Annotated in this window: 19 protein-coding genes; 7 read left to right on the top strand and 12 right to left on the bottom strand. The window is 68.1% G+C overall.

All coding sequences use genetic code 11. The annotated features are described in order from the left end of the window. The first annotated feature begins 12 nt into the window (after positions 1-12). Positions 13-1,128 carry a fatty acid desaturase family protein gene (locus MCHUDSM44219_RS02015; protein ID WP_048416560.1) on the top strand — a complete coding sequence of 372 codons (1,116 nt, stop codon included), beginning with the start codon at positions 13-15 and terminating at the stop codon, positions 1,126-1,128. Positions 1,129-1,163: 35 nt separating this feature from the next. Here MCHUDSM44219_RS02015 and MCHUDSM44219_RS02020 read toward each other — a convergent pair whose 3' ends face one another. The 4 genes from MCHUDSM44219_RS02020 to MCHUDSM44219_RS02035 form a co-directional block, all read right to left on the bottom strand. Continuing rightward, positions 1,164-2,102 (bottom strand): putative endonuclease domain-containing protein, encoded by a 939-nt coding sequence (locus MCHUDSM44219_RS02020; protein WP_236695318.1) that lies wholly within the window; start codon positions 2,100-2,102, stop codon positions 1,164-1,166. A gap of 126 nt (positions 2,103-2,228) precedes the next feature. Then, positions 2,229-2,990, bottom strand: a complete 762-nt coding sequence (nei2, locus tag MCHUDSM44219_RS02025) for an endonuclease VIII Nei2 (RefSeq protein WP_048416561.1) — start codon at positions 2,988-2,990, stop codon at positions 2,229-2,231. After that, positions 2,990-7,519, bottom strand: coding sequence for an ATP-dependent helicase (locus MCHUDSM44219_RS02030; protein WP_048416562.1), 4,530 nt, complete (start codon positions 7,517-7,519; stop codon positions 2,990-2,992). The genes nei2 and MCHUDSM44219_RS02030 overlap by 1 nt, the downstream gene beginning before the upstream one ends. 46 nt (positions 7,520-7,565) lie before the next feature. After that, the gene (locus MCHUDSM44219_RS02035; protein WP_048416563.1) at positions 7,566-8,348 is read right to left on the bottom strand and encodes a 3-oxoacyl-ACP reductase family protein; all 783 of its coding nucleotides are present in this window, start codon (positions 8,346-8,348) and stop codon (positions 7,566-7,568) included. 211 nt (positions 8,349-8,559) lie between these two features. Here MCHUDSM44219_RS02035 and MCHUDSM44219_RS02040 point away from each other — a divergent pair, with 211 nt between their 5' ends. Next, the gene (locus tag MCHUDSM44219_RS02040) at positions 8,560-10,761 is read left to right on the top strand and encodes a winged helix-turn-helix domain-containing protein (RefSeq protein ID WP_048416564.1); all 2,202 of its coding nucleotides are present in this window, start codon (positions 8,560-8,562) and stop codon (positions 10,759-10,761) included. Between the two features lie 10 nt (positions 10,762-10,771). Here the strand turns inward: MCHUDSM44219_RS02040 and MCHUDSM44219_RS02045 are convergent, their stop codons facing one another. The 3 genes from MCHUDSM44219_RS02045 to MCHUDSM44219_RS02055 are packed head-to-tail and all read right to left on the bottom strand — an operon-like array spanning position 10,772 to position 13,670. Then, positions 10,772-11,782, bottom strand: a complete 1,011-nt coding sequence (locus MCHUDSM44219_RS02045) for a hypothetical protein (protein ID WP_048416565.1) — start codon at positions 11,780-11,782, stop codon at positions 10,772-10,774. Next, complete coding sequence (locus MCHUDSM44219_RS02050) at positions 11,779-13,113, bottom strand: Dyp-type peroxidase (RefSeq protein WP_048416566.1); 1,335 nt, start codon at positions 13,111-13,113, stop codon at positions 11,779-11,781. Before MCHUDSM44219_RS02050 ends, MCHUDSM44219_RS02045 begins: the two co-directional genes overlap by 4 nt. After that, positions 13,110-13,670, bottom strand: a complete 561-nt coding sequence (locus MCHUDSM44219_RS02055) for a hypothetical protein (RefSeq protein ID WP_048416567.1) — start codon at positions 13,668-13,670, stop codon at positions 13,110-13,112. The genes MCHUDSM44219_RS02050 and MCHUDSM44219_RS02055 overlap by 4 nt, the downstream gene beginning before the upstream one ends. Positions 13,671-14,076: 406 nt before the next feature. Here MCHUDSM44219_RS02055 and MCHUDSM44219_RS28660 point away from each other — a divergent pair, with 406 nt between their 5' ends. From MCHUDSM44219_RS28660 to MCHUDSM44219_RS02065, 3 genes are all read left to right on the top strand, one after another. Beyond that, entirely contained in the window at positions 14,077-14,331 is a 255-nt protein-coding gene (locus MCHUDSM44219_RS28660; protein WP_413783573.1) for a hypothetical protein, read from the top strand. A 492-nt stretch (positions 14,332-14,823) separates the two neighbouring features. After that, positions 14,824-15,147 carry a heme-binding protein gene (locus tag MCHUDSM44219_RS02060; protein WP_048416579.1) on the top strand — a complete coding sequence of 108 codons (324 nt, stop codon included), beginning with the start codon at positions 14,824-14,826 and terminating at the stop codon, positions 15,145-15,147. A 211-nt stretch (positions 15,148-15,358) separates the two neighbouring features. Beyond that, complete coding sequence (locus MCHUDSM44219_RS02065) at positions 15,359-16,585, top strand: hypothetical protein (RefSeq protein WP_053081162.1); 1,227 nt, start codon at positions 15,359-15,361, stop codon at positions 16,583-16,585. 25 nt (positions 16,586-16,610) lie between these two features. Here the strand turns inward: MCHUDSM44219_RS02065 and MCHUDSM44219_RS02070 are convergent, their stop codons facing one another. Continuing rightward, the gene (locus MCHUDSM44219_RS02070) at positions 16,611-17,402 is read right to left on the bottom strand and encodes a bestrophin-like domain (RefSeq protein ID WP_048416568.1); all 792 of its coding nucleotides are present in this window, start codon (positions 17,400-17,402) and stop codon (positions 16,611-16,613) included. A gap of 155 nt (positions 17,403-17,557) precedes the next feature. Between MCHUDSM44219_RS02070 and MCHUDSM44219_RS02075 the strand changes: the two genes are divergently transcribed. Together MCHUDSM44219_RS02075 and MCHUDSM44219_RS28330 are read left to right on the top strand one after the other, a co-directional pair. Then, complete coding sequence (locus MCHUDSM44219_RS02075; RefSeq protein ID WP_048416569.1) at positions 17,558-18,028, top strand: hypothetical protein; 471 nt, start codon at positions 17,558-17,560, stop codon at positions 18,026-18,028. 103 nt (positions 18,029-18,131) lie between these two features. After that, on the top strand, positions 18,132-19,307 hold the full coding sequence (locus MCHUDSM44219_RS28330) for a hypothetical protein (RefSeq protein WP_131722271.1): 1,176 nt from the start codon (positions 18,132-18,134) through the stop codon (positions 19,305-19,307). A 5-nt stretch (positions 19,308-19,312) separates the two neighbouring features. Here the strand turns inward: MCHUDSM44219_RS28330 and MCHUDSM44219_RS02085 are convergent, their stop codons facing one another. The 4 genes from MCHUDSM44219_RS02085 to MCHUDSM44219_RS02100 are packed head-to-tail and all read right to left on the bottom strand — an operon-like array spanning position 19,313 to position 23,067. Next, a complete protein-coding gene (locus MCHUDSM44219_RS02085; RefSeq protein ID WP_048416570.1) occupies positions 19,313-19,963 on the bottom strand; it encodes a TetR/AcrR family transcriptional regulator in 651 nt (216 codons plus the stop codon). Positions 19,964-20,013: 50 nt separating this feature from the next. Continuing rightward, a complete protein-coding gene (locus MCHUDSM44219_RS02090; RefSeq protein WP_048416571.1) occupies positions 20,014-21,357 on the bottom strand; it encodes a cation:proton antiporter in 1,344 nt (447 codons plus the stop codon). A gap of 1 nt (position 21,358) precedes the next feature. Beyond that, positions 21,359-22,216: an ABC transporter permease gene (locus MCHUDSM44219_RS02095; protein WP_048416572.1), complete on the bottom strand. Its 858-nt coding sequence runs from the start codon at positions 22,214-22,216 to the stop codon at positions 21,359-21,361. Further along, positions 22,216-23,067, bottom strand: a complete 852-nt coding sequence (locus tag MCHUDSM44219_RS02100; protein ID WP_048416573.1) for an ABC transporter ATP-binding protein — start codon at positions 23,065-23,067, stop codon at positions 22,216-22,218. Before MCHUDSM44219_RS02100 ends, MCHUDSM44219_RS02095 begins: the two co-directional genes overlap by 1 nt.

Raw genomic sequence — 23,067 nt, forward strand, 5'->3', positions numbered from 1 at the left:
AGAGGAACCGAGATGACCGAAACCTTGGACACCACCACCCCCCAGGCCAAGACACTGACGAAGACGGTCGGCGGCCGAACGGTCACGCTGACCCCCGAGCAGGCCGAGGCCTTCGGCCGTGAGCTCGACGCGCTGAAGGAAAGCATCATCGCCGACCTCGGCGAACGCGACGCGACCTACATCCGTCGCATGATCAAGGCGCAGCGCGGCCTCGAGATCGGCGGCCGGGCACTGCTGTTCGGCGGCATCTTCCCGCCGTTCTGGCTCGCGGGCACCGCGATGCTGGGCCTGTCGAAGATCATCGACAACATGGAGATCGGCCACAACGTCATGCACGGCCAGTACGACTGGATGGGCGATCCGGCGATCTCGTCGCGCGGCTTCGAATGGGACACCGCATGCCCGGCCGAGCAGTGGCGCCATTCGCACAACTACATGCACCACACCTACACCAACATCGTCGGGATGGACCGCGACGTGGGCTACGGCATCCTGCGGATGAGCCCGGACCAGAAGTGGTCGCCCTACTTCCTGGGCAACCCGGTGTACGCCTTCCTGCTGATGGTGCTGTTCCAGTACGGAGTCGCGCTGCACGAGTTGGAGACCGAGCGGATCCGCGCCGGTGAGATCACCATCGCCGACAAGCGGGACATCCTCGAGGGCATCTGGCGCAAGACCAAGCGGCAGACGCTCAAGGACTACGTGGCCTTCCCGCTGCTGGCCGGGCCGTTCGCGCCGTGGGTGTTCGCGGGCAATCTCACCGCGAACCTGATGCGCAACGTGTGGGCCTACATGATCATCTTCTGCGGACACTTCCCCGAGGACGTGCAGGAGTTCTCGATCGAGGAGACCAAGGCCGAGACGCGGGGGCAGTGGTACTTCCGCCAGGTGCTCGGGTCGGCGAACCTGACCGGCGGCAAGCTGTTCCACATTCTTTCCGGCAACCTGAGCTTCCAGATCGAGCACCACCTGTTCCCGGACATCCCGGCGTTCCGGCACGCGGAGATCGCGCCGAAGGTGCGCGACATCTGCGAGCGCTACGGCGTGCCCTACAACAGCGGCCCGCTGCCGCGGCAATTCGCGACGGTGGTGCGCAAGATCGTCAAGCTCGCGATGCCCTGGAACTGACCTCCCTCAGCGCCGAACTTGCATTCCAGCAGGCTTCAACTCGCACTTCCTCTGCCGGAATGCAAGTTCGGCGCATCGCCGTGTGCGCGACGCCGCGGAGATGCGTAGGCGTAGCGGGGGATCTGCACCGCACCTCGCCACCCGCGCGCGACCAGTGCCTCGCGCAGGTCTCCGATCACCCGGACCGGATCGTCTTCTTTGACGACGCTGATCACTGTCCAGCGGAGCCGGCGGAGCTCGGGGATGACCCAACGGTCTTTGAGGTACTGCGTTCGATCGGTCTGGTGCTGGTCGCCGTCGTACTCCACGGCGACCTGGAATTCCCTCCAGCCGAAGTCAAGATATCTCACGTGCCGACCGAACTCGTCGACGACTGGGATCTGAGTCGTCGGCTTCGGGAACCCCGAGTCGATGACAACCTCTCGCCACCAGGACTCCATCGGTGACTGGGCGCCGCCGTCGACAAGGGGGAGAACGGCTTTGAGCTTGGCTACTCCTCGAGCGCCCTTGTATCGCTCGGTAAGCCGCATGACATCGTCAACGGTGTAAGGCTTCACCTGCATGAGCGCGTCGAGCCGGGACAAGGCGTCGTACCGTCGAAAACGACCGAGGTCGAACGCTGTCCGCTCGGCGGTCGCCACCGGGATGCCGGCGATTCGCGTCCATTCGTCCGCTTGGATGCGGTCGTCGCGGGCAATGATCCCGCGTGGTGCTCGGGGGAACTTGAAGACCAGTTCGATGTCGATATCGCGATCTACCCATGCCGAGCCATGCAGCGCCGATGCGGCGAGGCCAGTGACGATCCCTTCCCGTCGTGAGAACAACCATGCCGCAAAGATGCGGTCGCGCAACGTGATCATGCGGTTCTTGGGTGCGTGAACGTTCCCGAAGATCGGCCGGTACCACCGCTGCAGTTCGTAACGGGTGACGACGCCGTCCCTGACAGCTTCGGTGCCGATGATGATGTCTTCCATGGCCGAATACTGCGCGAGCCCACCGACAGCACGGGCTCTCTCACGACGAGCTTGCCGTGGAGCAGAGGTTCACTCGCACTTCCTCTGCTGGAATGCAAGTTCGGCGCGAACGGGGACGGGGGCGGGTCAGCGCTGGCAGGTGGGGCACCAGTAGGTGACGCGATCGCCGTCCTTGTCGGTCTCGATGCGCGTGCCGCAGCGGCGGCACGGCAGCCCGGCGCGCCCGTACACCCAGACGTCCTGGCCGGGCCGGGTGTTTCCGGTGGTGGTGCGGTTGATCCGTAACCGGTTGAGCCACAACATCTGCTGGGCCCGACTGACCACCCGCAGCGGATCGGTGAGCTCGCCGACCGGTGTGGTGGGCCGCAATCCGAACACGAACGACATCTCGTTGGCGTACACGTTGCCGACCCCCGCCATCACCCGTTGATCGAGCAGCGCCTCGGCCACCGGCCGCGACGGGTTGGCCATCAGATTCGCCGCCGCTGTCTTCGCGGCCTCCGCCGACCAGTCCGCGCCGAGCAGGTCCGGCCCCAGGTGCGCGACCGCGTCCATGTCATGCGCGCGCTCGAGGACCTCGAGTACCCCGAGGTCGATGCCCGACGCCACCGAATCGGCCGTCCCCAACACGATGCGAATCTTGTACGCCGGCGCCCGAACCCGGCCGATCACCCACGCCCCGTCCATCTTCAGGTGCGAGTGGATGCTGGCCTCACCGACCCGGATGAACAGATGCTTGCCGCGGCTGATCACCTCGTCGACCACCTGACCGCTCAGGTCGACCGCGGCGTAGCGGGGGACGCGGACGTCGCAGCGCGTCAGCGTCTTGCCCTCCAGCGCGGTGCGCAGCTTGTCGGCGGTGCGGAAGACGGTGTCACCTTCGGGCATCAGCGCAGCCGCAGCCCGCGCGGCGTCCGGGAGAATCCGGCGTGCACCAGCGACTCGGCCGCCAGCGAGTCCCGGCTCTCGAGCACCGGCACACCGTCGATCCGCTCGACGAGAAGCGCCGGCACGCGTTGCCGGGTGACCAGTTCCGCCAGTGCGGCCGCTGCGGCGTTGTGCACTTCGGCGTCAGCGGTGAAGCTCAGCAGCGACCGTCCACCGCGCTCGACGAACCACGCCAATTCCCCGTCGACGAGCACTACCAGCGCGCCTGCCTTGCGGCCGGGCCGGTGCGCGGCCTCGCCCTGGGCCGGCCACGGCAGCGCCGCCCCGAACGGATTGGCCGGGTCGGTGGCGGCCAGCGCGATCGCGCGGAGGTTCTGCTGTTTGTCGTCGATGCTGTCGGCGTGGCTGCGCAGCCGGTCGACCGTGCTGGCGGTCGCGAATTGCGCACCGCCCAGCGATTCGACGAAATAGCCGCGCTGACAACGCCCCGCTTCCTCCATCGTGGTCAGCACCTTGTACATCGACGCGAAACCGCCGGCGATGTTCTCCGCGGCGACGGCGCCTTTGGTGAGCACCCCGTGCCGGGCCAGAAGCTGGTCGGCCTGGTACGACGCCCGCACGGTGGTGTCGACCTCGGCCGTCGGCAGCGCGGCCCACCGGCCCGCCACCGTCGGATCGGTGTCACGGTGCGCGCCCAGCCCGGCCGTGCTGATGCTGTAGCGGCTCAGCCGCGGCGCGCGCCGGTGCCGGTGCGCCGGGGCGGCGGTGCGCCGAGTACCGGAGCCGCGGGTGCCCGCCAACAGCGCCCGCACCGGGGCGAAGGTGTCACCGCCGACGTAGCCGGCCCAGATCAATTGCCACAGCGCTTCTTTGAGCGATTCGGTACTGACCCCGTCGACGCTGAGTTGGCGGAAGAAGTACGCGCCGCCGCCGCTGAGTGCGCCGAGGACGGCGTGATGGGTGTCGGTGAGGTCGAGTTCGCCGGGCGGAGCGAGCGAGAGCGGCGCGGTGTCGGCGGGATGGAAGGCGACCCAGCCGTCGGACGACGACAGCGACCCGGCGCCCGACCACAACACCTCGCCGGACGCCAACAGCTCGTCGAGCATGCCGGGCTGATAGTCGCGCACTCGCTGACCGAAGATCAGCGGCTCGACCGCCGACGCCGGCACCGGCACGCCCGCCAACTGGTCGATCACCGACGCCAGACCGTCGACCCCGGACACCCTGTCGTTGCCCAGTTGCTGCCACGCCGGCAGGAAGCGGCCGAACGCCGCGGTGCTGACCGGCTCGATCTGGGCGCGCAGTGCCGCCAGCGAGCGCCGGCGCAGGATCCGCAGCACCTCGGCGTCGCACCACTGGTCGCCCGAATCGACCGGCGTGTCGGTGAATTCGCCGCGGACCAGCTTGCCGTCCGCGGCGAGGCGGCCCAGCACGTCGGCCGCCACCCGCAGCCCGAGCCCGAACCGCGCCGCCGCCTCACCGGTGGTGAAAGGCCCCCGCGTGCGGGCGTACCGCGACAGCAGCTCGCCCAGCGGATCGACGACCGGCTCGAGGAACGCGATCGGCACACCCACCGGGACCGCGACCCCGACGCCGTCGCGCAGCCGGCCGATGTCCTCGACGCTGGCCCACCAGGTCTGACCGGCATAGGACACGCTGACGATCCGTTTGGCGGTGAGCAGCCCTTCCAGCCATCCGCCGACGTCGTCGGCCGTGCAGCGCGTGGTGATCTCGTCGACCGTCAGGGGACCGAGCATGCGGAGAAGGTCGGCCACTCCTTCGGCGTCGCGCACCGTTCGTTCGGGCGTCAGGTGCTGGAGCTGCCGCGTGGTGTTGGCCACCACGTCGGCGTCGAGCAGTTCGCGCAGTTCGACGCGGCCCAGCAGCTCGGCCAGCAGTGTGGGATCCAATGCCAATGCAGCGGCGCGCCGTTCGGCCAGCGGGCTGTCACCCTCGTACATGAACGCGCCGACGTAGCCGAACAGCAGGGACGCCGCGAACGGTGACGGGGTGGGCGTCTCCACCTCCAGCAGCCGCACTCGGCGTTGCGCGATGCGGGCCATCAGATCGGTGAGCATCGGCACGTCGTAGACGTCCTGCAGGCACTCGCGCACGGCCTCGAGGACGACGGGGAAGTCGGGATAGTTGCGGGCCACGTCGAGAAGTTGCGCAGCGCGCTGACGCTGGTGCCACAGCGGGGACCGCTTGCCGGGGTGGCGGCGGGGCAGCAGCAGCGCCCGGGCGGCGCATTCCCGGAACCGGGAGGCGAACAGCGCCGATGAGCTGACCTCGGTGGTGACCAAGGGTTCGATCTCGTCGGGGTCGAACACGAAGATGTCAGCGCCCGGGGCGGTGTCGTCGGTGTCGGGCAGCCGGACGATGATCCCGTCGTCGGAGGCGGTGGGCTTCTCGTCGATGCCGAACCGCTCATAGAGCCGCTTGCCCACCGCGAGAGCCAGCGGGCCGTGCACCCGCAGGCCGTAGGGGGAGTGCAGGATGATCCGCCAGTCGCCGAGCTCATCGCGGAACCGCTCCACCACGAGCGTGGTGTCCGACGGCACCGCCGACGTCGCATTGCGCTGCTCGTCGATGAGCTGCCACAGGTTGTCGGTGGCGAACGCGTCGAATCCCACGCTCTGACAACGTGTCTCGAAGGCGCCGCGATCCAGGCGGGCCAGTTCGCCGGTGAAGGCGCCGATCGCCGCACCCAGTTCGGCGGGCCTGCCGACGCCGTCACCGCGCCAGAACGGCAGCCGGGCGGGTTCACCGGGGGCGGGGATGACGAGCACCCGGTCGTGAGTGATCTCGGTGATCCGCCAGCTGGTCGCGCCGAGTGAGATGACGTCACCGGGGCGGGATTCGTAGACCATCTCCTCGTCGAGTTCGCCGACCCGCGAGGGCTTTTCGGAGTCCGCGCTGGAGGCGAGGAACACGGTGAAGAGTCCGCGGTCGGGGATGGCGCCCCCGGAGGTGACCGCGAGCCGCTGCGCGCCGGGCCGTGCGGTGAGGGTTCCCGCGTCGCGGTCGTAGACGATGCGGGGTCGCAGCTCGGCGAATTCGGTCGACGGGTACTTCCCGGACAGCAGGTCGAGCGTCGCCTCGAACGCGCTGCGCGGCAACGTCGCGAACGGTGCGCTGCGCCGTACGGTGTCGAACCACGACTCGGCGTTGATCGGCTCCAGCGCGCAGGCGGCCACGGTGTGCTGGGCCAGCACATCGAGCGGGTTGGCCGGCACTCTCATCGTCTCGATCTGACCGCCCAGCATGCGTTGCACACTGACCGCGCAACCGATCAGGTCGGTGCGGTGTTTGGGGAACAGCACGCCCTGGCTGATCTCGCCGACCTGGTGGCCGGCCCGACCGATGCGCTGTAGCCCGCTGGCCACCGACGGCGGCGTCTCGACCTGGATCACCAGATCGACCGCGCCCATGTCGATGCCGAGCTCGAGGCTGGACGTCGCGACGACGGCCTTGAGCCGGCCGCTCTTGAGCGCGTCCTCGACGTCGGCGCGGGCCTCCTTGCTGACCGAGCCGTGGTGGGCCCGGGCCAGCAGCGGCTCGGCGCCGTAGGACTGCCCGCTGCCCATCAGATGCGCGGGCGCACCGCCGGCCACGCCCGGGTTCGGCCCGCCCAGTTCGATGCCGTTGCGTTCGGCGTGGATCTCGTTGAGGCGGGCGGTCAGCCGCTCGGCCAGCCGGCGCGAGTTGGTGAACACGATCGAGCTGTTGTGTGCCTCGATCAGGTCGACGATGCGTTCCTCGACGTCGGGCCAGATCGAGTTGTTCTCCAGGTTGGCCATGTCCGGCACCGGGACCTGCACGGTCAGGTCGAACGTCTTCGCCGCGGGCGGCGCCACGATCGTCGTCGGCGCGGCTCCGGACAGGAAGCGGGCCACTTCCTCGGGGGGACGCACCGTCGCCGAGAGCCCGATGCGCTGCGCGGGCCGCTCGAGCATGGCGTCCAGCCGCCCCAGCGACACCGCCAGATGGGCGCCGCGCTTGGTGCCCGCCACCGCGTGCACCTCGTCGACGATGACGGTCTGCACGCCGGCCAGCGTCTCCCGCGCGGCGGAGGTCAGCATCAGGAACAGCGACTCCGGCGTGGTGATCAGGATGTCGGGCGGTTTGGTGATCAGCTCGCGGCGCTTGGCGGGCGTGGTGTCCCCGGAGCGGACGCCGACGCTGATCTTGGGCGGCTCCTGACCGCCGCGTTCGGCGATGCGCGAGATCCCGGTCAGCGGCGTGCGCAGGTTCCGTTCGACGTCGACGGCCAGCGCCTTGAGCGGGGATACGTACAGGACCCGGGTGGCCGGCTCGGACGCCGGGGACCTGGCCAGACCGTCGATCGCCCACAGGAAGGCCGCGAGGGTCTTCCCGGATCCAGTCGGGGCGATGACCAGCGTGTTGTCCCCGTCGGCGATGGCGTTCCAGGCCTGGGCCTGGGCCGGCGTGGGCTCGACGAACGTGCCCGCGAACCACTCGCGCGTCAACGCGCTGAAGCGGGAGAGCGGATCGGTGTTCAGGGGCACGTGTCCATGGTGCCAAGGTCCACCGACAACACCGGCGTCCGCGCCCTCAGAGGGTGAAGCCGCCGTCGACGTTGAGCGTGGACCCGGTGATGTATCCCGTGTCCCGTCGGGCGAGGAATGCCACGGCGTTGGCCACGTCGGCGGGCTGGCCGTAGCTCCCGGTCGCCAGCATCGGCCGGAGCTGATCGGCGAAGTCGCCCTCGTCGGGATTCATGTCGGTGGCGATCGGGCCCGGCTGCACGTTGTTGACGGTGACGCCGCGAGGTCCGAGTTCCCGGGCGAGACCGCGGGTCAGGCCCGCCACGGCGGCCTTGGTCATCGCGTAGACCGAGAAGCCCGGTGTGGGCACGCGGTCGGCGTTGACACTGCCGATGTTGATGATCCGGCCACCGTCGGTCGTGGCGAGGTGCGGAACCGCGGCCTTGGTGGCGGCGAAGACTCCGCGCACGTTCACCGCGACCAGGCGGTCGAACTCCTCGAGGGTGAAGTCCTCGATGACCGCGCCGGACGCCACGCCCGCATTGTTGACCAGGATGTCCAGGCCGCCCAGCCGCTCGACGGTCTCGGCCACCGCGGCTGCGATCGCGTCGGCGTCGCGGCTGTCGGCCTGCAGCGCCACGACGGTCGGTCCCGACGCGGCGGCTTCTGTGGCCAGTTTGTCGGCGGCCTCAGCCGACGACTGATACGTGAACGCCACCGCGGCGCCGTCCGCGGCCAGGCGACGCACGATCTGCGCGCCGATTCCCCTCGCGCCGCCGGTGACCAGTGCCCGGCGGCCGTTCAGTGGTCGTCCGGTGGTGTCCGGTGCGCTGTCGGTAGCTGTGCTCATGTGTCCATCCCGTCGTCGGCGTTTCCCTCGGCAAGCCGTGTGGTCGTCGCATCCATTCCCCATGTGACGGGCGTCACACCAACAGCAGGGGGCGGAAGACGGTGGGTCGGCCTCCGAGAAGACGTGATCCATGGTGCCGACGACGCCTGACAGCATGGTCAATACGTTTGTTCACCAGTGACAACGAGGCGAAGCCGCCTACGATGACGCCGTGGTTGCGGGGGATTGGCGGGCGTACGTGCCGACGGCCACCGTGGGGCGTCCACGGATCGTCGACACCGCCCTGCCGCGCGCCGACCTCGTGGATCAGCTCGCCGCCCGCGGCGACGCGCACCTGGTCACGGTGACGGCTCCGGCCGGCTACGGCAAGACGACCGCGGTGGCGCTGTGGGACGACGCCGATCCCCGACCGTTCGCCTGGGTCCGTGTCGACCATCTCGACGAGGATCCCGCGCACCTGCTCCTGCACATCGCGAGCGCCGTCGCGGCGGTACGTCCTGTCGACTGCGCCGTCCTGACCTACCTGCGCGGCCCGGGTCGCGACCCCCTCACCCATCTGCTGCCCGCGCTGAGTGCAGCTCTCGAGGCCACCGGACCCCTGGTGCTGGTCATCGACGACGCCCATCACCTGAGTGCGGCCGACGCCGTCGCCGCTCTGCACGCAGTCATCTTCACTGCGCCGGCGCATACGGCAATCGCAGTGGTCGGGCGCCACCAGCTTCGCATCGAGCTCGCCCGGCGCCGATTGATGGAGGAGGTCGTGGAGATCGACGCGTCGGCACTGCAGTTCTCCGACGAGGAGGCGGCGGCGCTGCTCGTGTCGGTGAGCGGCCTCGATCGCCGGGCTCGTGCCATCCCGGCGGTGGTCGAGCTCTGCGAGGGATGGCCGGCCGGAATCATGTTGACGGCCATGGCCCTTCGAGGCGGCGCGTCGGTCGAATCCCTCGGCGGCAGACGCGGGCCACTGGCCGACTACCTCGTGGAGGAGGTGCTCGACCTGATCGAACCCGCGACGGCGAGGTTCCTTCTCGAATCGTCTGTGCTGGAACGCTTCACCGCAGCCCAGCTGGACGCGATGCTCGGCCGCGACGACTCCGCGCGGATGATCGACGCGCTCGCCGACGCGGGCAACCCGTTTCTCGTCGTGCTGGACCAGCACGGTATCTGGTTCCGCTATCACCGCCTCTTCGCCGACGTGCTGCGTCAGCGGTTGCGGACGATTGCTCCGCACCGGTTCCGCGAGTTGGCGATCCGAGGAGCCGATCTGCTGGAACGCGAAGAAGACATCGATGGCGCCCTGCAGCTTGCGCTCGCTGCCGGTGACGAACCCCGGGCGGCCGCACTGGTGGGCCGCGACGCGGTCCGTCTCGGATTCGACGGCCGCGCCGGTGTGCTCGCGCGGCGCTTGGCGCTGCTCGAGCCCAGGGTCTTCGCCGAGTATCCCGACGCGGCGCTGGCCCGCGCGTGGCTGGGCGTCACCACCGGCGATGCCGACGCGATCCATCGGTCGCTGATGCTGGCTCATCACGCGGATCGTGGAGCTCCGCTCGCCGACGGTACCCCCTCGGTGAAAGTCGCTGCGGCGCTGGTCGGTTCACTGATCGGAGTCGGCGGCATCGAGGAGGTGCTGCACTGCGCCGACGTCGTCCGCGCCGCCGGAGACAGCCTCGTCAATCCGTGGTGGGGGGCGGCGACGGTGATGAAAGGCGCCGCAGAATCGATGCGCGGTCAGACCCCGCAGGCTCGGCTGCTTCTGGAATCGGCCTTACCGGTGACCGACGATCTGCCGGGCTTCCAGGCCGCCGCCCTGGCGCATCTGGCACTGCTCGATCTGGCGGCGGGTGACGACGCCGGGGCCATCGAACGGAGCGACGCCGCAAGGACTCTCGTCGACAAATACGACCTGTGTGACGTCGTCCCGATGGTGGTCGTCTACGCGGTGAGCGCGGTGATGGCGGCGCGGACCGGCGACGTCTCGACGGCACACGAGTCTGTCGAGGTGACCGAGCACCTCCTCGACCGGCTGGGGCGGCTGGCGGCGCGCACGGCGCTGCTCGGCTACGGTCTGCTGGCGTGGACCGATGCGGTCTTGGGCGACCGGGATCTGCTCGCCGTCCATCTCCACGCCGCCGAGCGGGCCCGTCGACGCGAACCCGGGGCCATCGCGCTATCCGCTCGCGTCGACCGGGTGCGCGCCATGGTGGCGGGCAACGCTCACCCCCTGACGGCCGCGGAGTTGCGGCTCCTGCCTCTGTTGGCCACCCACTTTTCCCTGCAGCAGATCGCCGACGACCTGATGATCGGTCGCGAGACCGCCAAGAGTCAGGCGACGTCGGTCTACCGCAAGCTCGGGGTGTCCACACGCGCCGCCGCCGTGGACGAGGCACGACGGATCGGGCTCCTCAGCGGATAGCCGGCCGCGATCAGGGCATGGTCACGAGGTTGTGCCACAGCTGGCGCAGACTGTCGGTGCCGCCGAACAGCGTGGTGAAGTGTGTCGAGTCGACCAGCACGATGTCCCCCGCGCGGTCGCCGGTCGGGGGCATCCAGATCATCGCGTTGAACTCGGTGTTCCCGGCGGCGGTGAACGGATGCGGCCGGGTGGGGTCGACGCGTTGGCGCGCCAGCACGCGCAGGGTGGAGTCCGCGGCGGCCGTGAGCTCGTAGTGCGGCAGATGCTGGTGGAAACTCAGCGTCGGCACGTCGCGCAGGAGACCGCGGTCGTCCAGATCGCGAAAGGTGGTCAGCGGGGCGATCTCTGCAGTGCCGTCGATGACTGCGGGTCGCAGACCCCACGTGTTGTGCACCGGAACGTCGAGTGCCCGCATCAACGACCGGGTGTACTGGCTGAAGCGTTGTTGTCGAGGGACCAGTCGATCGCCGTGGTGCTCGTACTCCATTTGACGCTGGGCGAGGTCGTCGGTGAAACCGACGTCGTGGTGGGGCGCGAGAAGCAGGCACGTCCCCTCGCGACGGAGCCACTCCTGGATGGCCTCGACTTCCGTGGACGTCACGTCCAACCCCGAGATGAGGTGGTCGAGTCCGAACACCATCAGCGTGTCGGTGTCGGCCAGGATGCGTTCGTCGATCGGCTGGTGATAGCCGGCTTGGTCGACGCGCTGGAACACGGCCACCGGGTGCCCGGTCGCGTCACCCGCGAGGTTCTGGAACGACAGCGCGGAGCGGTGGAACAACTCGAGCGTCCCGGCGATGCCCTGCAGAAAATTCGCCGCGTCGAACTCCGGCGTCTCGTAGGCCGGGTAGATGACGTTGCGCACCTCAGTGATCGTCGAGAATCGGTTCGCCATCGCCGCCGGGTCGCGTTGGGCCTCAGCGGGATAGCTCCACGTCCAATAGATACTGACGCGGCGCCCCCCGGTCGCGGGGCGGGCGACGTGGGTTTGGTTGTACGTGCGTGCCGACGAGGAACTCATGGTCGGCCCCCCTTCCCGAGGCCCGCCAGATAGCGCAGTGCGCCGATGCCCGGCAGGAAGAAGTAGGCCCCGCCGGTCAGGGTGGTGAACGCCGGAATACCCCTGTGCACCTTCCGGATCGGCCGTTTGGGCACGGTGAAGTCCAGCGTTCCGTCCTGCGTTCCGCAGATGGGATCGTGTTCGTTGCCCAGTTCGTGGAAGGTCTTGTCGTTGATCCACACGTTCTGGGCGAACTCGAACTGTCGGACCAGACTCGCGCAGATGATGAACGCGGCGATACCGCGGTCGACGCCGTCTTCGGGGGCGCCGTCGGGCAGTGCGGCGCCATAGGTGGCGCCGCGGCGGATCATCCGTCGCCGGTTCATGTTCGGGGCGGTGTCGCGCGGATTCAGGCGTCGGGCGTGCGACCCCAGGGGGCAGGCGTAACCGAACGGATCCATGTCCCTGTAGCCGAAGTTGTTGTTGCGCAGGGGATCAGCGCCGAGGTCTGGGTCGTCCCCGTCGGGCGCCAGCACCAGGGGCGCGCCGCTGCGCCAGCGGCCCATGAACTTCGCGGCGAGCAATTCCTGCTCCGCAGGTGTGCCGGCGTGGTCGGCCAGATAGCCGCGGAACGCGCCGACGTGTTCCTGCAGGCGACGGTACGCCATGTAACTTCCATTGCGAGAGAGGATCTCGGGCTGGGGAAGGTCGGTGGGCGGACCGTATTCGTCGGGATAGCCGAGGATGAACTCGCCGGGTTCCAGGGCATCGCCGGAGCCGGGGGTGGGTGGCTCGCCGGAACCCTTGATCGCCGGTTGCGACAGCCGGTCGCGAAAGCCGAAGTGGTCGTGCGCATAGTTGAACGGCGGGGTGGCATTGAGATCGAGATACGACAGCGTGCGCACGCCGTCGCAGCGCGCGACCAGCGCGTCATGCTCGCCGACACACCGGCGATGCTCGGCGTCGTCGCGCGCGAACAGGATGGCGATTGCATGGACGTCGTCACCGGCGAGACCACCGATCCAATTGCTCGGGTGATTCGGGCCGGTGTCACCGAGGATGTCGGCCCGCGACGCCATCCCTTCGCGGAACTCGTCGGGAAACGTTGCGAGCGCCTGGTCCGGCACGCCCAGCGCCCGCAATCCCGTCCAGGTGAACGCGAGCGTCACCCACCGGCGAGAGCTGTCCATCGTCTCGCCCACGTCCGCTGCCGACTGCACGACGTCGAGCAGTTCCGACAGCCACGCCCGACCCGCCTGCGGGGTGTCGAAGGTGAGGAACTCGTAGCGCCCGGTCATGGCCGGCGTGCGCGTCAGCAGGATGTGCTGAATATCGTCGAGCTCGAGTGTCACTGCATCTGGTCGAGCATGTCGGAGAAGGCCGACTTCAGCCGGAGCGCCTTCTTGATCTCTTCGGCGGTGACGTAGGGGTATTCGCCGTATTCGAGGAAGCTCGGGCATTGGTGGTCGCGGACGAACGCGATGAACGCCTCGGGATTGGTCTTCCAGTCATCGGGAAAGCCCTCGAGATTCGTGAAGACGGTCGTGATGCCGGTTTCACTGAACAGTCGGACAGCGTCCTCGGTGTACTTGTCGAAATCGGTGTCGAAGATTCCCTGGTACTGGAAGTGCAGCCCGGAGCCGACGTCGAACAGCACCCAGCGCAGGTAGTGCAGCCGGAGCGGGGCGAGGACGTCGGGGCTGCCGGCGACCGCTTCCTCGATCTGCTTGCCGTAGGCGCGGACCGCCTCTTCGCGACCCTCTTTGACCTTCGCGATGATCGAGAATCCGTAGCAGGCGGGCGTCCGCGGGTATGTCGGCCCGTACCGTCCGCGCTCGAGCTCGAAATAGCCCTCTGGGGGAATCGCCTGTGCCGCTGGGCGGGACCAGTCCTCGTCGTGTACGGCCATGGCGCCCCCTTGCAGTTGCCTCTCAACGACACTACGACCAGAACGCGAAGGAAGTCGCCCCCCGATTCGGGGGACGCGGCCAGCCGGCCGGCGAGGCCTGGGGTCAGCACCAGAGTGCGGCGCAAGGGAAGGCCGGCGCTGCGCTGACCCCAGGCGATTGGCAGATTACTCCGGGGGCGGACCGTTCGCGTTGAGATTCGACATTTCACCCGTTGTGGGGGATGCCGGGTCTCAGGACGCGCTCCTATCCTCACCTCACCGGGGTGCCGTGGTCGGTTGACCATGCGCTCACCGAGGAAGCGGGGCAGTGATGAGAATCGTCGAAGTTGTTGTCGGCTCAGTCCTTCTGGCGTCATCAGCGGCATGGAACTCGGTGGCGACCGCACCCCTCGCCGTGGCTGGATGCGTGAAAAGCAGCGGTATCACCGTCTGCGATCAGGAGAACGGCAACACCTCCGGACCTGCTGTGCCGTACCCCTGCGATCTGGACTGGTACTGCTACGACGGTTCGACATGGGACCTGGGGATAGACATCGACGCGCCGCCGCCGCCGAGGCCTGACAACAGCCTGCCCCGGCCCGATGTCGGACGGCCGGGAACGCCAGGCAACCGGCCCGGCGGAGGCGGCGGTATCGGCGGTGGTGGCGGTGGCCGGCGCTGAACCTCCTGCAGGCCAGCATCACCCGATTCGGGGGATGCCCCGGGCCGATCAGGGTCCCTATGCTCGGCATGAGCATGGTCGTTCGACCACGCGCGACCACAAGCGGGGACTGTTGACGATGCGATCAGCCTACGTTTTCGCCTCGGGGATTCTGATCGTCGCCCTGGTCGAAGCCGCACCGCCCGCCAGTGCCGACTGTGTGAGCTCTGGGGGCACCACGGTGTGCTCACAAGGTGATGTTCGCGGTGCCGACAACGGCGCGGGTCCCGGCACGGGATCGGGGCCGTACGTGCCCTATCCGTGCTCGTACGACTGGTATTGCAACGACGGCGTCACGTGGGACATCAACATGGATTGGGATCCCGGAGTCGGTATCGGGGCGCCAGGCAGGCCTGGAAACCGGCCCGGCGGTGGCGGCGGCGGCCGTGGGGGCGGCGGCCGTGGGGGACGACGTTGACGACAACAGTGACGATCGAGGAGAAGACAGTGGTCATGCAATTCATCACCGCGCGAAGGCTGTTGGCGGCAGCACTCGGGGTCGCTGCCGTCATGGCCGGCAGCGCGGTGCCCGCGCAGGCGCAACCCAACTGCACGGCAGCAGATCTCGCGGGCATCATGTCCGGCATCACCGCTGCGACGTCGGCCTACCTGTTCACGCACCCTCAGGTCAACGACTTTTTCACGTCCCTCAAGGATGTGCCGAAGGAGGACCGCCAGGCGGCGCTGTCCGACTACGCGACCGCCAACCCACAGGTGCAGGCCGAGCTGCAGGGTATCCGGCAGCCCGCGGTCGACTTCCGCAACCGTTGCGGTTGAGCGGAGACCGCGCGAAAGAGCTCCGTCCCTCGAGCATTGACGCTGACGGTATTGCCCAGAGCGATCAAGCGATGTGTCTCAGGGTCGAGGGCGGACCCAGCCGTGTTCTCCGACTGCGTGCAGACCGGCGCGGCAAGAGCATGGCCACTTCACACCGACGGATGAACGAGAGAGCAACATGGCCACTAGTTGTACGTCGAAGCAACGCGGAATGGCCGCCCTCGTCGCGGCCACCGTGTCGGGTGGATTCATTGCAGGCGCCGGTCTTTGGTCCGCGCCTCCGGCCGAAGCGACATGTTTATCGGCCTTCGGCATCGGCAACAGCGCCAGTTGCAGCAGCACGCTGTTCGGGGTCGCGTTTGCGCTCGGGCAAGGAGCGGAAGCCCACGCCGAGGGGTTCTTCGGCGCCTCGTTCGCCATCGGCGACAGTGCCTCCGCCACCACCAGTGACGCTTTTACGCTGGCCAGCGCAGTCGGCAGGAATTCCTCTGCCGAGGCCCGTGGTCTCGGCGGACTCGGTCTCAGCCTCTTCGGCGACGACAACCACGTGGTGGCCGGGGGATCGGGATCAGTGCTGACCATCGCCACCAATTGGTTCGGCAGCGGCAACAGCGTCACGGTGCAGGCCGGCGGCCTGTGGAATCGCGCTGGCAACTACGGCGGCAGGGACAACGCGGTCACGACACAGGGCAGCAGGTTCAACCACTCGCGCAGCATCTTCGGCAGCAACAACGTGGTGTCGACGACAGGGGGCTACGGCAACGCGGCGCAGAACGCGTTCGGCAATGGGAACGACGTCATCCAGACGGGCGGGACCTACAATCTGGCGAAGAACTTCTTCGGCAACGACAACCCGGTCCAAATTGACGGCGGGTACGCGAACTTCGCGCGGAATCGATTCGGCGACCGCAACCAACTGACGATCGTCGGCGGCAATCGCAACCTGGCGAGCAACATCATCGGCACCGACAACCAGGTGGACGTGGCAGGCGGATTGTTCAACAGAGCAAGGAACGCCGGCGGCAGTGACAATGAGTTGTCCGCCGGCGGTGTCAACAGTCGCTTCAACTTCGTCTACAACGTCGGCGGGGGTGGCAACACAGTGGACGCCGGCGGCCCCGGCAGCTTCAACGCGGGCTTCAACGTCCTCGGTTCGGACAACACCGTGAAGGCGGGACCGGGTCCGTTCGCCTTGGCCGGCACCCTCTTTCAGGACGGTCGATCCGTGACCAAGTCCGGTCCCGGCATCGCGATCAACAACATCCGCATCGGTGGCGCCTCGACCGTACGTCAGCGCGGTGACTCGGAGTCGACGGCACGGGCCGATTCTGTCAGGCCGGCACGCAAGGCCACGGTGGAGCGAGTGGGAAAGAAGCAAAGGAACGAAGAGAGAAGCGCTCGGCGGACAAAGGCATCATCGAATTCTGACGGCGAGTAACGGGCCCAGGTGTGGGGCCTGCACCCTATGTTCCGCGATCGATGGAATCGAACACATTCAGCGATTGCTCGAACGGCGCGGATGTGACGCCCAGTTCGTTGCCGAATGGATGATCCAGCCAGAAGACGACGAAGAGAAGCAGACCCAGTAGGACGGCGACCGCACCCAGCAGGAACAGATGCGCACGTGCACTACCCAGGCGCATGAAGCCGCCGATGCCCAGTAGGACGACGCCGCCGAACAGCAGACCGGTCCACAGCAGCCCCGGGATCCGCGGGGTGGCGTCGAGAATTCGCTGATTCCGCTGTGAGGCCAAGGTGGTGAGTTGGTCCAAGAACTTCTGAGTGATGGGATTCGTTGCGACGCTGGAATCCTGATCGCCGAGAACGGTGTACATCTCATTGAGGGCATCGCGCGCCGTCTCTGTTCCCATGCCGGCGCTCAGAGAATTCCGCCACTCGGGGCCCTCGACAGCATGCGCATACTTCCGCAGCAGGGTCCGCATCTGCGCCTGCTCGGACAGCGGCATGGCGACGGTCTGCCGGTACATGGTGACGATGGTCGACGCCTCGTTGGAGACGTTCGTCTCCGCGGAAGAGAACTGCTCCCATGCGACAACGATGGTGAAGCCCAGCAGGGCACCGTAGACCAAACTCACACAGGTCAGAAAAGGAGAGAGCGCCGAATTATGGCCCTCGTTAACGGTTTTGGGCAGCGTCCGGTTGGCGATCAGAACGGCGCCGGTCGCGATCAGGATCGAAACTACGAGGGATCCTGCCAGCAGGATCCACAGACCCGCCATACCGTAACCGCCCATGACCAACTCCCCAGAAGTCGCCGCTGTCGCTGAAACCGTCGCCTACCCACCACCACGATCGCTCGCTGAGTACCCGGTCGAGGCGGAGATTACCGGCGCCCCGAACAAGGGGAAATGAGGGCACCAGAGAGCCTGACAGATGGTAGGGAGGACACGTGGACTTGGCGAGCTGGAGCCTGGGGCTGTCGCTCATCGTGCTGACGATAGCGATCCACACGACGGCGGTGGTCGGGATGGCACTGGGACTCGAGAAGAGAGTGGCCGGCCGTTCGGGCGCTCTGGCGCCCACTCGGCGGAAAGCAATCCCGATCGTGATCATCCACATAGGGACCATCGCCGTGCTTCTGGCTGCCCTTCACGGAGTCGAGGGCGTCATCTGGGCGGTGGCATACCGATGGCTCGGCATTTTCGATTCGTTCACCGATGCGTCCACGTACTCGCTGGCAGCCATGACGACGTCCGAAACCTTGGCCGTGCCGCGCGCGTCGCGGTGGCCAATGCTCAGTGCGCTGGAAGCCGTCAACGGTGGGCTCCTGTTCGGGATCAGCACGGCCTTCCTCTTCGCTGTCATCCAGGTTCACTGGCAGACCCTCCTGCACCGGCGTCACACCTCCCCGGACCGCTGACTCGGAGCCCCGTCGGCTGCCGCGTTTTGCCGTTCCGCGAAGGCGTACCGGACTAGAATCTCCCGTGCGGGGAACAGTGTTCGATGATCGAGGGTGGTCCGGGATGAAGTCATCGAACAAGAATGCGCGAGCTCGGATCGCATGCGCCGGCAGGACGTTGACGACCTTCGGCGTTGCGGCGGCGCTCGTCGGTGCGGTGACGATCGTTCCACCGTCTAATCCACCGCCACAGCGAACGGTGCCTGCGGTCGACCTCACCGCCGCCTACCTTCCCCTGGCACTGCAACAGCAGCTTCACGAGTTGAGTGCCCGCGCCGTCACCCTGCCACAGCAGCTGAATGAGGCTACCCCTGCGCCGAGCACGCGCCGGCCGACGTTTCCGACGCCACCCACTATCCCGCCGCCGGTGGTCACTGCCTTCGAGTTCGAAGACGCGATCATCAACACCTATCACGCCATCGAGCCCTGGGTTCGTTACGGATTCGAACTGGGGACCTACGTCGTCGGTTGGGTGCCGTGGGTGGGTTGGCTGGCGCCACAGATCATGATCTTCTACAACTTCGGCGAACGCATCGTCGAGAGTCTTGTGGTCAATTCGGCCAATTGGCTGTGGGGCCCGCTCCCCTTTGGCGAGGGTCTGGCCAACGTGGCGCGGGACAGCTGGAACGCTCTCGTGCAATTCGGCCGAGACGAATGGAACTTCTGGCTGCCACCGCTACCGCCTCTGCCTTTCACCGCCGACCAGACGGCAGATCCGACGCAAGACGGCATCGCGGGCACGGTCGACGAGTCAGCCGCTCCGTCGGCCGGGCGGCCGCACCCTGTTCGGGATGCCCTTGCCCGTCTGCTCCCAGCTCTCGATCCGGCCGCGCCGCACAAAGCACAGCGGCCGCGATGGTTCGACCGCATCGTCGGGCACCCCACCACTGCCGACGCCGAGGCTGCGACACCGATAGAGGATCCGGAAGGGCAGCCCGCACAGGTCGATTCGCACGACGGCAGCAGCGCCCTCACCGAGCCCGACCGGTCGGCCCCGGACGCGATGGATCCTTCCGATGCCTCCCCACACGAGGCGCGCTCGGCCGACACGGCCGACGACGAGAGCGCGAACATGGGCTCGCCGGATACCGATGGCGCCTCGCACGAAACTCGCTCAGACGACGGGGCGAACTCAAGGGCCTCCCGCACACCCCGTCTTCGCAACACGCGGGATGGCGGCGGCAACGGCGTCCTGAACCGACATGCGCTCCGGGACTCCGGCGGTACCACGTCGGACTGACCGGGTCAGCGCTGCGGCGCCGCGACCGCGTCGGCGAGCACCGCCGGAATCCCCGGCAGTCGGCCGACGCCGTCCATCAGGGTGTGCGCGCAGAGGTCGGCGATGAGGTCGACGTCCAGCGACGGGTCCATCAACCGCTGTCGGCACATCTCGAACGTGAACGCCAGCCAGCCGTACACCGTCGCGCGCAGGTCCCGCTCCACCTTGTCGTCCATCGGCCCGCCGATGACGGCGGCCATCCGGCCGAGGATGCGGTCGGCCTGGCGGTCGTTGTCGATGTCCTCGATGCCCCGCAGCAGTGGATCCGTCCGGCCGATGCCCGTCGACGCGGCCCACGCGCGGTGCGGATGTTCCTCGTCGTAGCGCAGGTACGCCAGCACTCCGAAGCGCACCTGCCCGAAGAGTGTCTGCCCGGGCAGCGGCGGTGTGTTGGTCGCTTCGAACAGGCGCTCACCTTCGGCGCGCACGACGGCGGCGAAGAAGGCTCGCTTGTCCGGGAAGTAGTGGTACATCAGTGCGCGGGAAACCCCGGCCCGTTCGGCGATCTCGTCGATGCGGACGTTGTCGTACGGCCGCTGGCCGAACACCTCGGCGCCGAGTGCCAGCAGTTCGGTGCGGCGCGCGTCGGGTGACAGGCGTCGGCGTGGTCGCGCCATGACGCCGATCCTGACACATGTCCGACACCGGTCGAGCGCAGGCTCGCCGCCTAGGCCTGCGACGCCTCCCGGTCGGGTTGCACCCCGCTGGGGCCGAACCGCGCCCCGGTGCGCCTCAGCCGGCGCTCGAACAGTCGCTGCAGCGGTGTGGCGACGAACGTCGTGATGATCGTCATCACCGCCAGGATCGTGTACAGCTTGCCCGAGATCAGGCCCGCCTCCAGGCCGATGTTGAGCAGGATGAGCTCCATCAGGCCGCGGGCGTTCGCGAGTGCGCCCATCGACCCGGCCTCGTACCAGCTCATGCCCTGCCAGCGCGCCGCCAGCCCGACGGCGCCGAACTTCGCGGCGAACGACACCAGCAGCACGATGGCCGCCATCAGCAGGGTGGAGCCGTCGAGGATCAGCGTCAGCTGAGTGTTCAGGCCCGAGTAGATGAAGAAGCCGGGCAGCAGCAGGTAGGCGGTCAGCGGTTCGAAGCGCTCCCGGACCGCGTCGAGCAGCGCGCCGCGCGGCATCACCAGCCCGGCCACGAAAGCGCCGAACACCGAATAGATGCCGACCAGGTCGGTGAACCAGCTCGCGGTCAGCACGACCAGCAGGATGATGCTCAGCTGCGCGATCGGCAGGCCGCCGGTGCGTTCGGTGTCGCCGCGGCGCGGCGTCCACGTCTCGAGGCGCGCCAGCAGCGGCCGGCCGAGATACACCATGAACAGCAGGTAGAGCAGACCGCCGCCGACGGCCACGACGGCGCCGAGCACGCTGCCCTTCGCCGTCGCCACCACGGTCGCCAGCAGCACCCACGAGCAGGCGTCGTCGACCGCCGCGCAGGACAGCGACATCGTGCCCAGCCGGGTGTTGAGCAACCCGGAGTCGTAGACGATCCACGCCAGCATCGGGAACGCGGTGATGGCTACGGCCGCCGCCACGAAGAGACCGCCCTGCCAATGCGCGACCTTGTCGGTGAAGTAGCCGCCGGAATCCACCATCCACCAGCCGAGCACACCGCCGAGGACCAGCGGGACGCCGATGCCGGCCGCCGACGTCGCGCCCGCCTGCCGGCTGTGCGCGCCGAGGATGTCGAGCTTGAACGACGAACCGACCAGGAACATGTAGAGCACGAGCCCGAGCTGGCCGACGACGTAGATGGCGACCAGGTTGGGATGCGTGATGGTCTCGGCGCCGACGGTCAGCGTCTTGGGGAACAGCCAGTGCTGCGCGGCCGGCCACAGCCACCCGAGAACCGAAGGGCCGAGCAGGAATCCGGCCACCATGATGGCGACCACCTGGACCTGGCCGAGGCGGCGGAACAGCGGCCACAGCAGCCGGTAGGTCGCCAGGATCACCACGATCTGCAGGAAGAAGTGGTAGGTGATGGTCAGCAGCGGCGGCATGTCAGCGCTTCTCCGTCCATCGGAACACCCGCAGGCAGGCCAGCAGACCGACCACGGTCCACGCGGCCAGCACCAGGAAGATCCGCCCGTGCTCCCAGCTGCCGGCCGGCTCTGCGGTGACCATCTGTGGGGGGAGCAGCACCGACCGGAAACCCTGGGCCATCCACTTCACCGGGAACAACGATCCGATGACGAGCATCCAGCCCGGGAGCATGATCAGCGGCACATAGGTGCCCGAGACGAACTGCAACCCGACCGCGGGGCCGTTGGTCAGCACCGCCGCCGACACCGCGTTGTTCGCGATGTTGCTGACCAGCACCCCCAGCAGCGAACAGCTCGTGATGCCGAGCGCGAAAACCCAGCCCAGCGTCCACCATTCGGCCAGGCCGGTCGGCAGCCGCAGACCGAACACGAGCACCCCGACGGCGAGCAGGATGACCGCCTCGGCGAGGCTGGCGATCGCGACCAGTGCGATCTTGCCGACGAAGTACGACGTGGCGGTCGCCGGGGTGCCGCGCAACCGGCGCAGCGCCCCGGTCTCGCGGTCGGCGGCGACGCTGATGCCCAGGTTGATGAACGACGTCGAGAGGATGCCGTAGGCGAGCATGCTCGCCGCGATCACCGCTCCGGTGCTGACGTCGCTGCCGGGCATCGCCGCCGAGAAGATCGATCCGAGCAGCAGGCAGATGATCGCCGGCATCGAGAACGTCAGCACCACCTGCTCGGGGCGCCGGTAGAACATCTTGAGTTCCGGCACGATACGCGACACCCCGATGCGCAACGCCGAGGGCAGCGCAGGCGACGACGGGGCGGCACTGTGCCGGGCCCGTGCCGGCTGGTCGACACGGTTGGTCGCCATCACGGCTGCCCGATCAGGGTCAGATACGCGTCCTCGAGCGTGGGCCGGGTGACGGTGAGGTCGGTCATCTCGGTGCCGTCGGCCGACCGGGCCCGGATGAACTCGGTCGGGCGGTCGGTCTCCACGATGCGGGTCTCGCCGTGTTCTGTCCACCGCACCGTGGCCACCGAGTTCGCCTGCGCGGTCAGGCGTTCGGGCGTGTCGACAGCGACCACGCGGCCCCCGGCGATGACCGCGACGCGGTCCGCCAGCGTGGCGGCCTCCTCCAGGTAGTGGGTGGTGAGCACGATGGTGGTGCCGTCGGCGGCGAGAAGCCTGATCAGATCCCAGAACTGGCGTCGCGCCTCCGGGTCGAAGCCGGTGGTCGGTTCGTCCATGAACAGCAGTTCGGGGGTGGCGATGATGCCGAGCGCGACGTCGAGCCGGCGGCGCTGGCCGCCCGACAGGGTCCGCACCCGGGAGTCTGCGGTCGCCGCGAGCCCGACGAGGTCGAGCACGTCGTCGGCCGCGCGGGCCCGTCCGTAGCACTGCCGGAACATCTGCACGGTCTCGGCGACGGTGAGCACGCCGAAGTCGCTGGCCTCCTGCAGCACGATGCCGATCTTGGCCCGCCACTGCCGATCCGCGGTCCCGGGATCTTCGCCGAGCACCCTTACCTGCCCGGCATCCCGCGCGCGGTGTCCCTCGAGGATCTCGATGGTCGTCGACTTGCCCGCGCCGTTGGGTCCCAGGATCGCGACGATCTCGCCGTACGCGACGTCCAGGTCGACGTCGCGGACGGCGGCCAGCCGGCCGTAGGACTTGCTGAGCCCCCGGACATGGACGGCAGGCGCCTGATCTGCCGCGGTCAC

The sequence above is a fragment of the Mycolicibacterium chubuense genome, from assembly GCF_001044255.1.
In the GTDB taxonomy this organism is placed as follows: domain Bacteria; phylum Actinomycetota; class Actinomycetes; order Mycobacteriales; family Mycobacteriaceae; genus Mycobacterium; species Mycobacterium chubuense.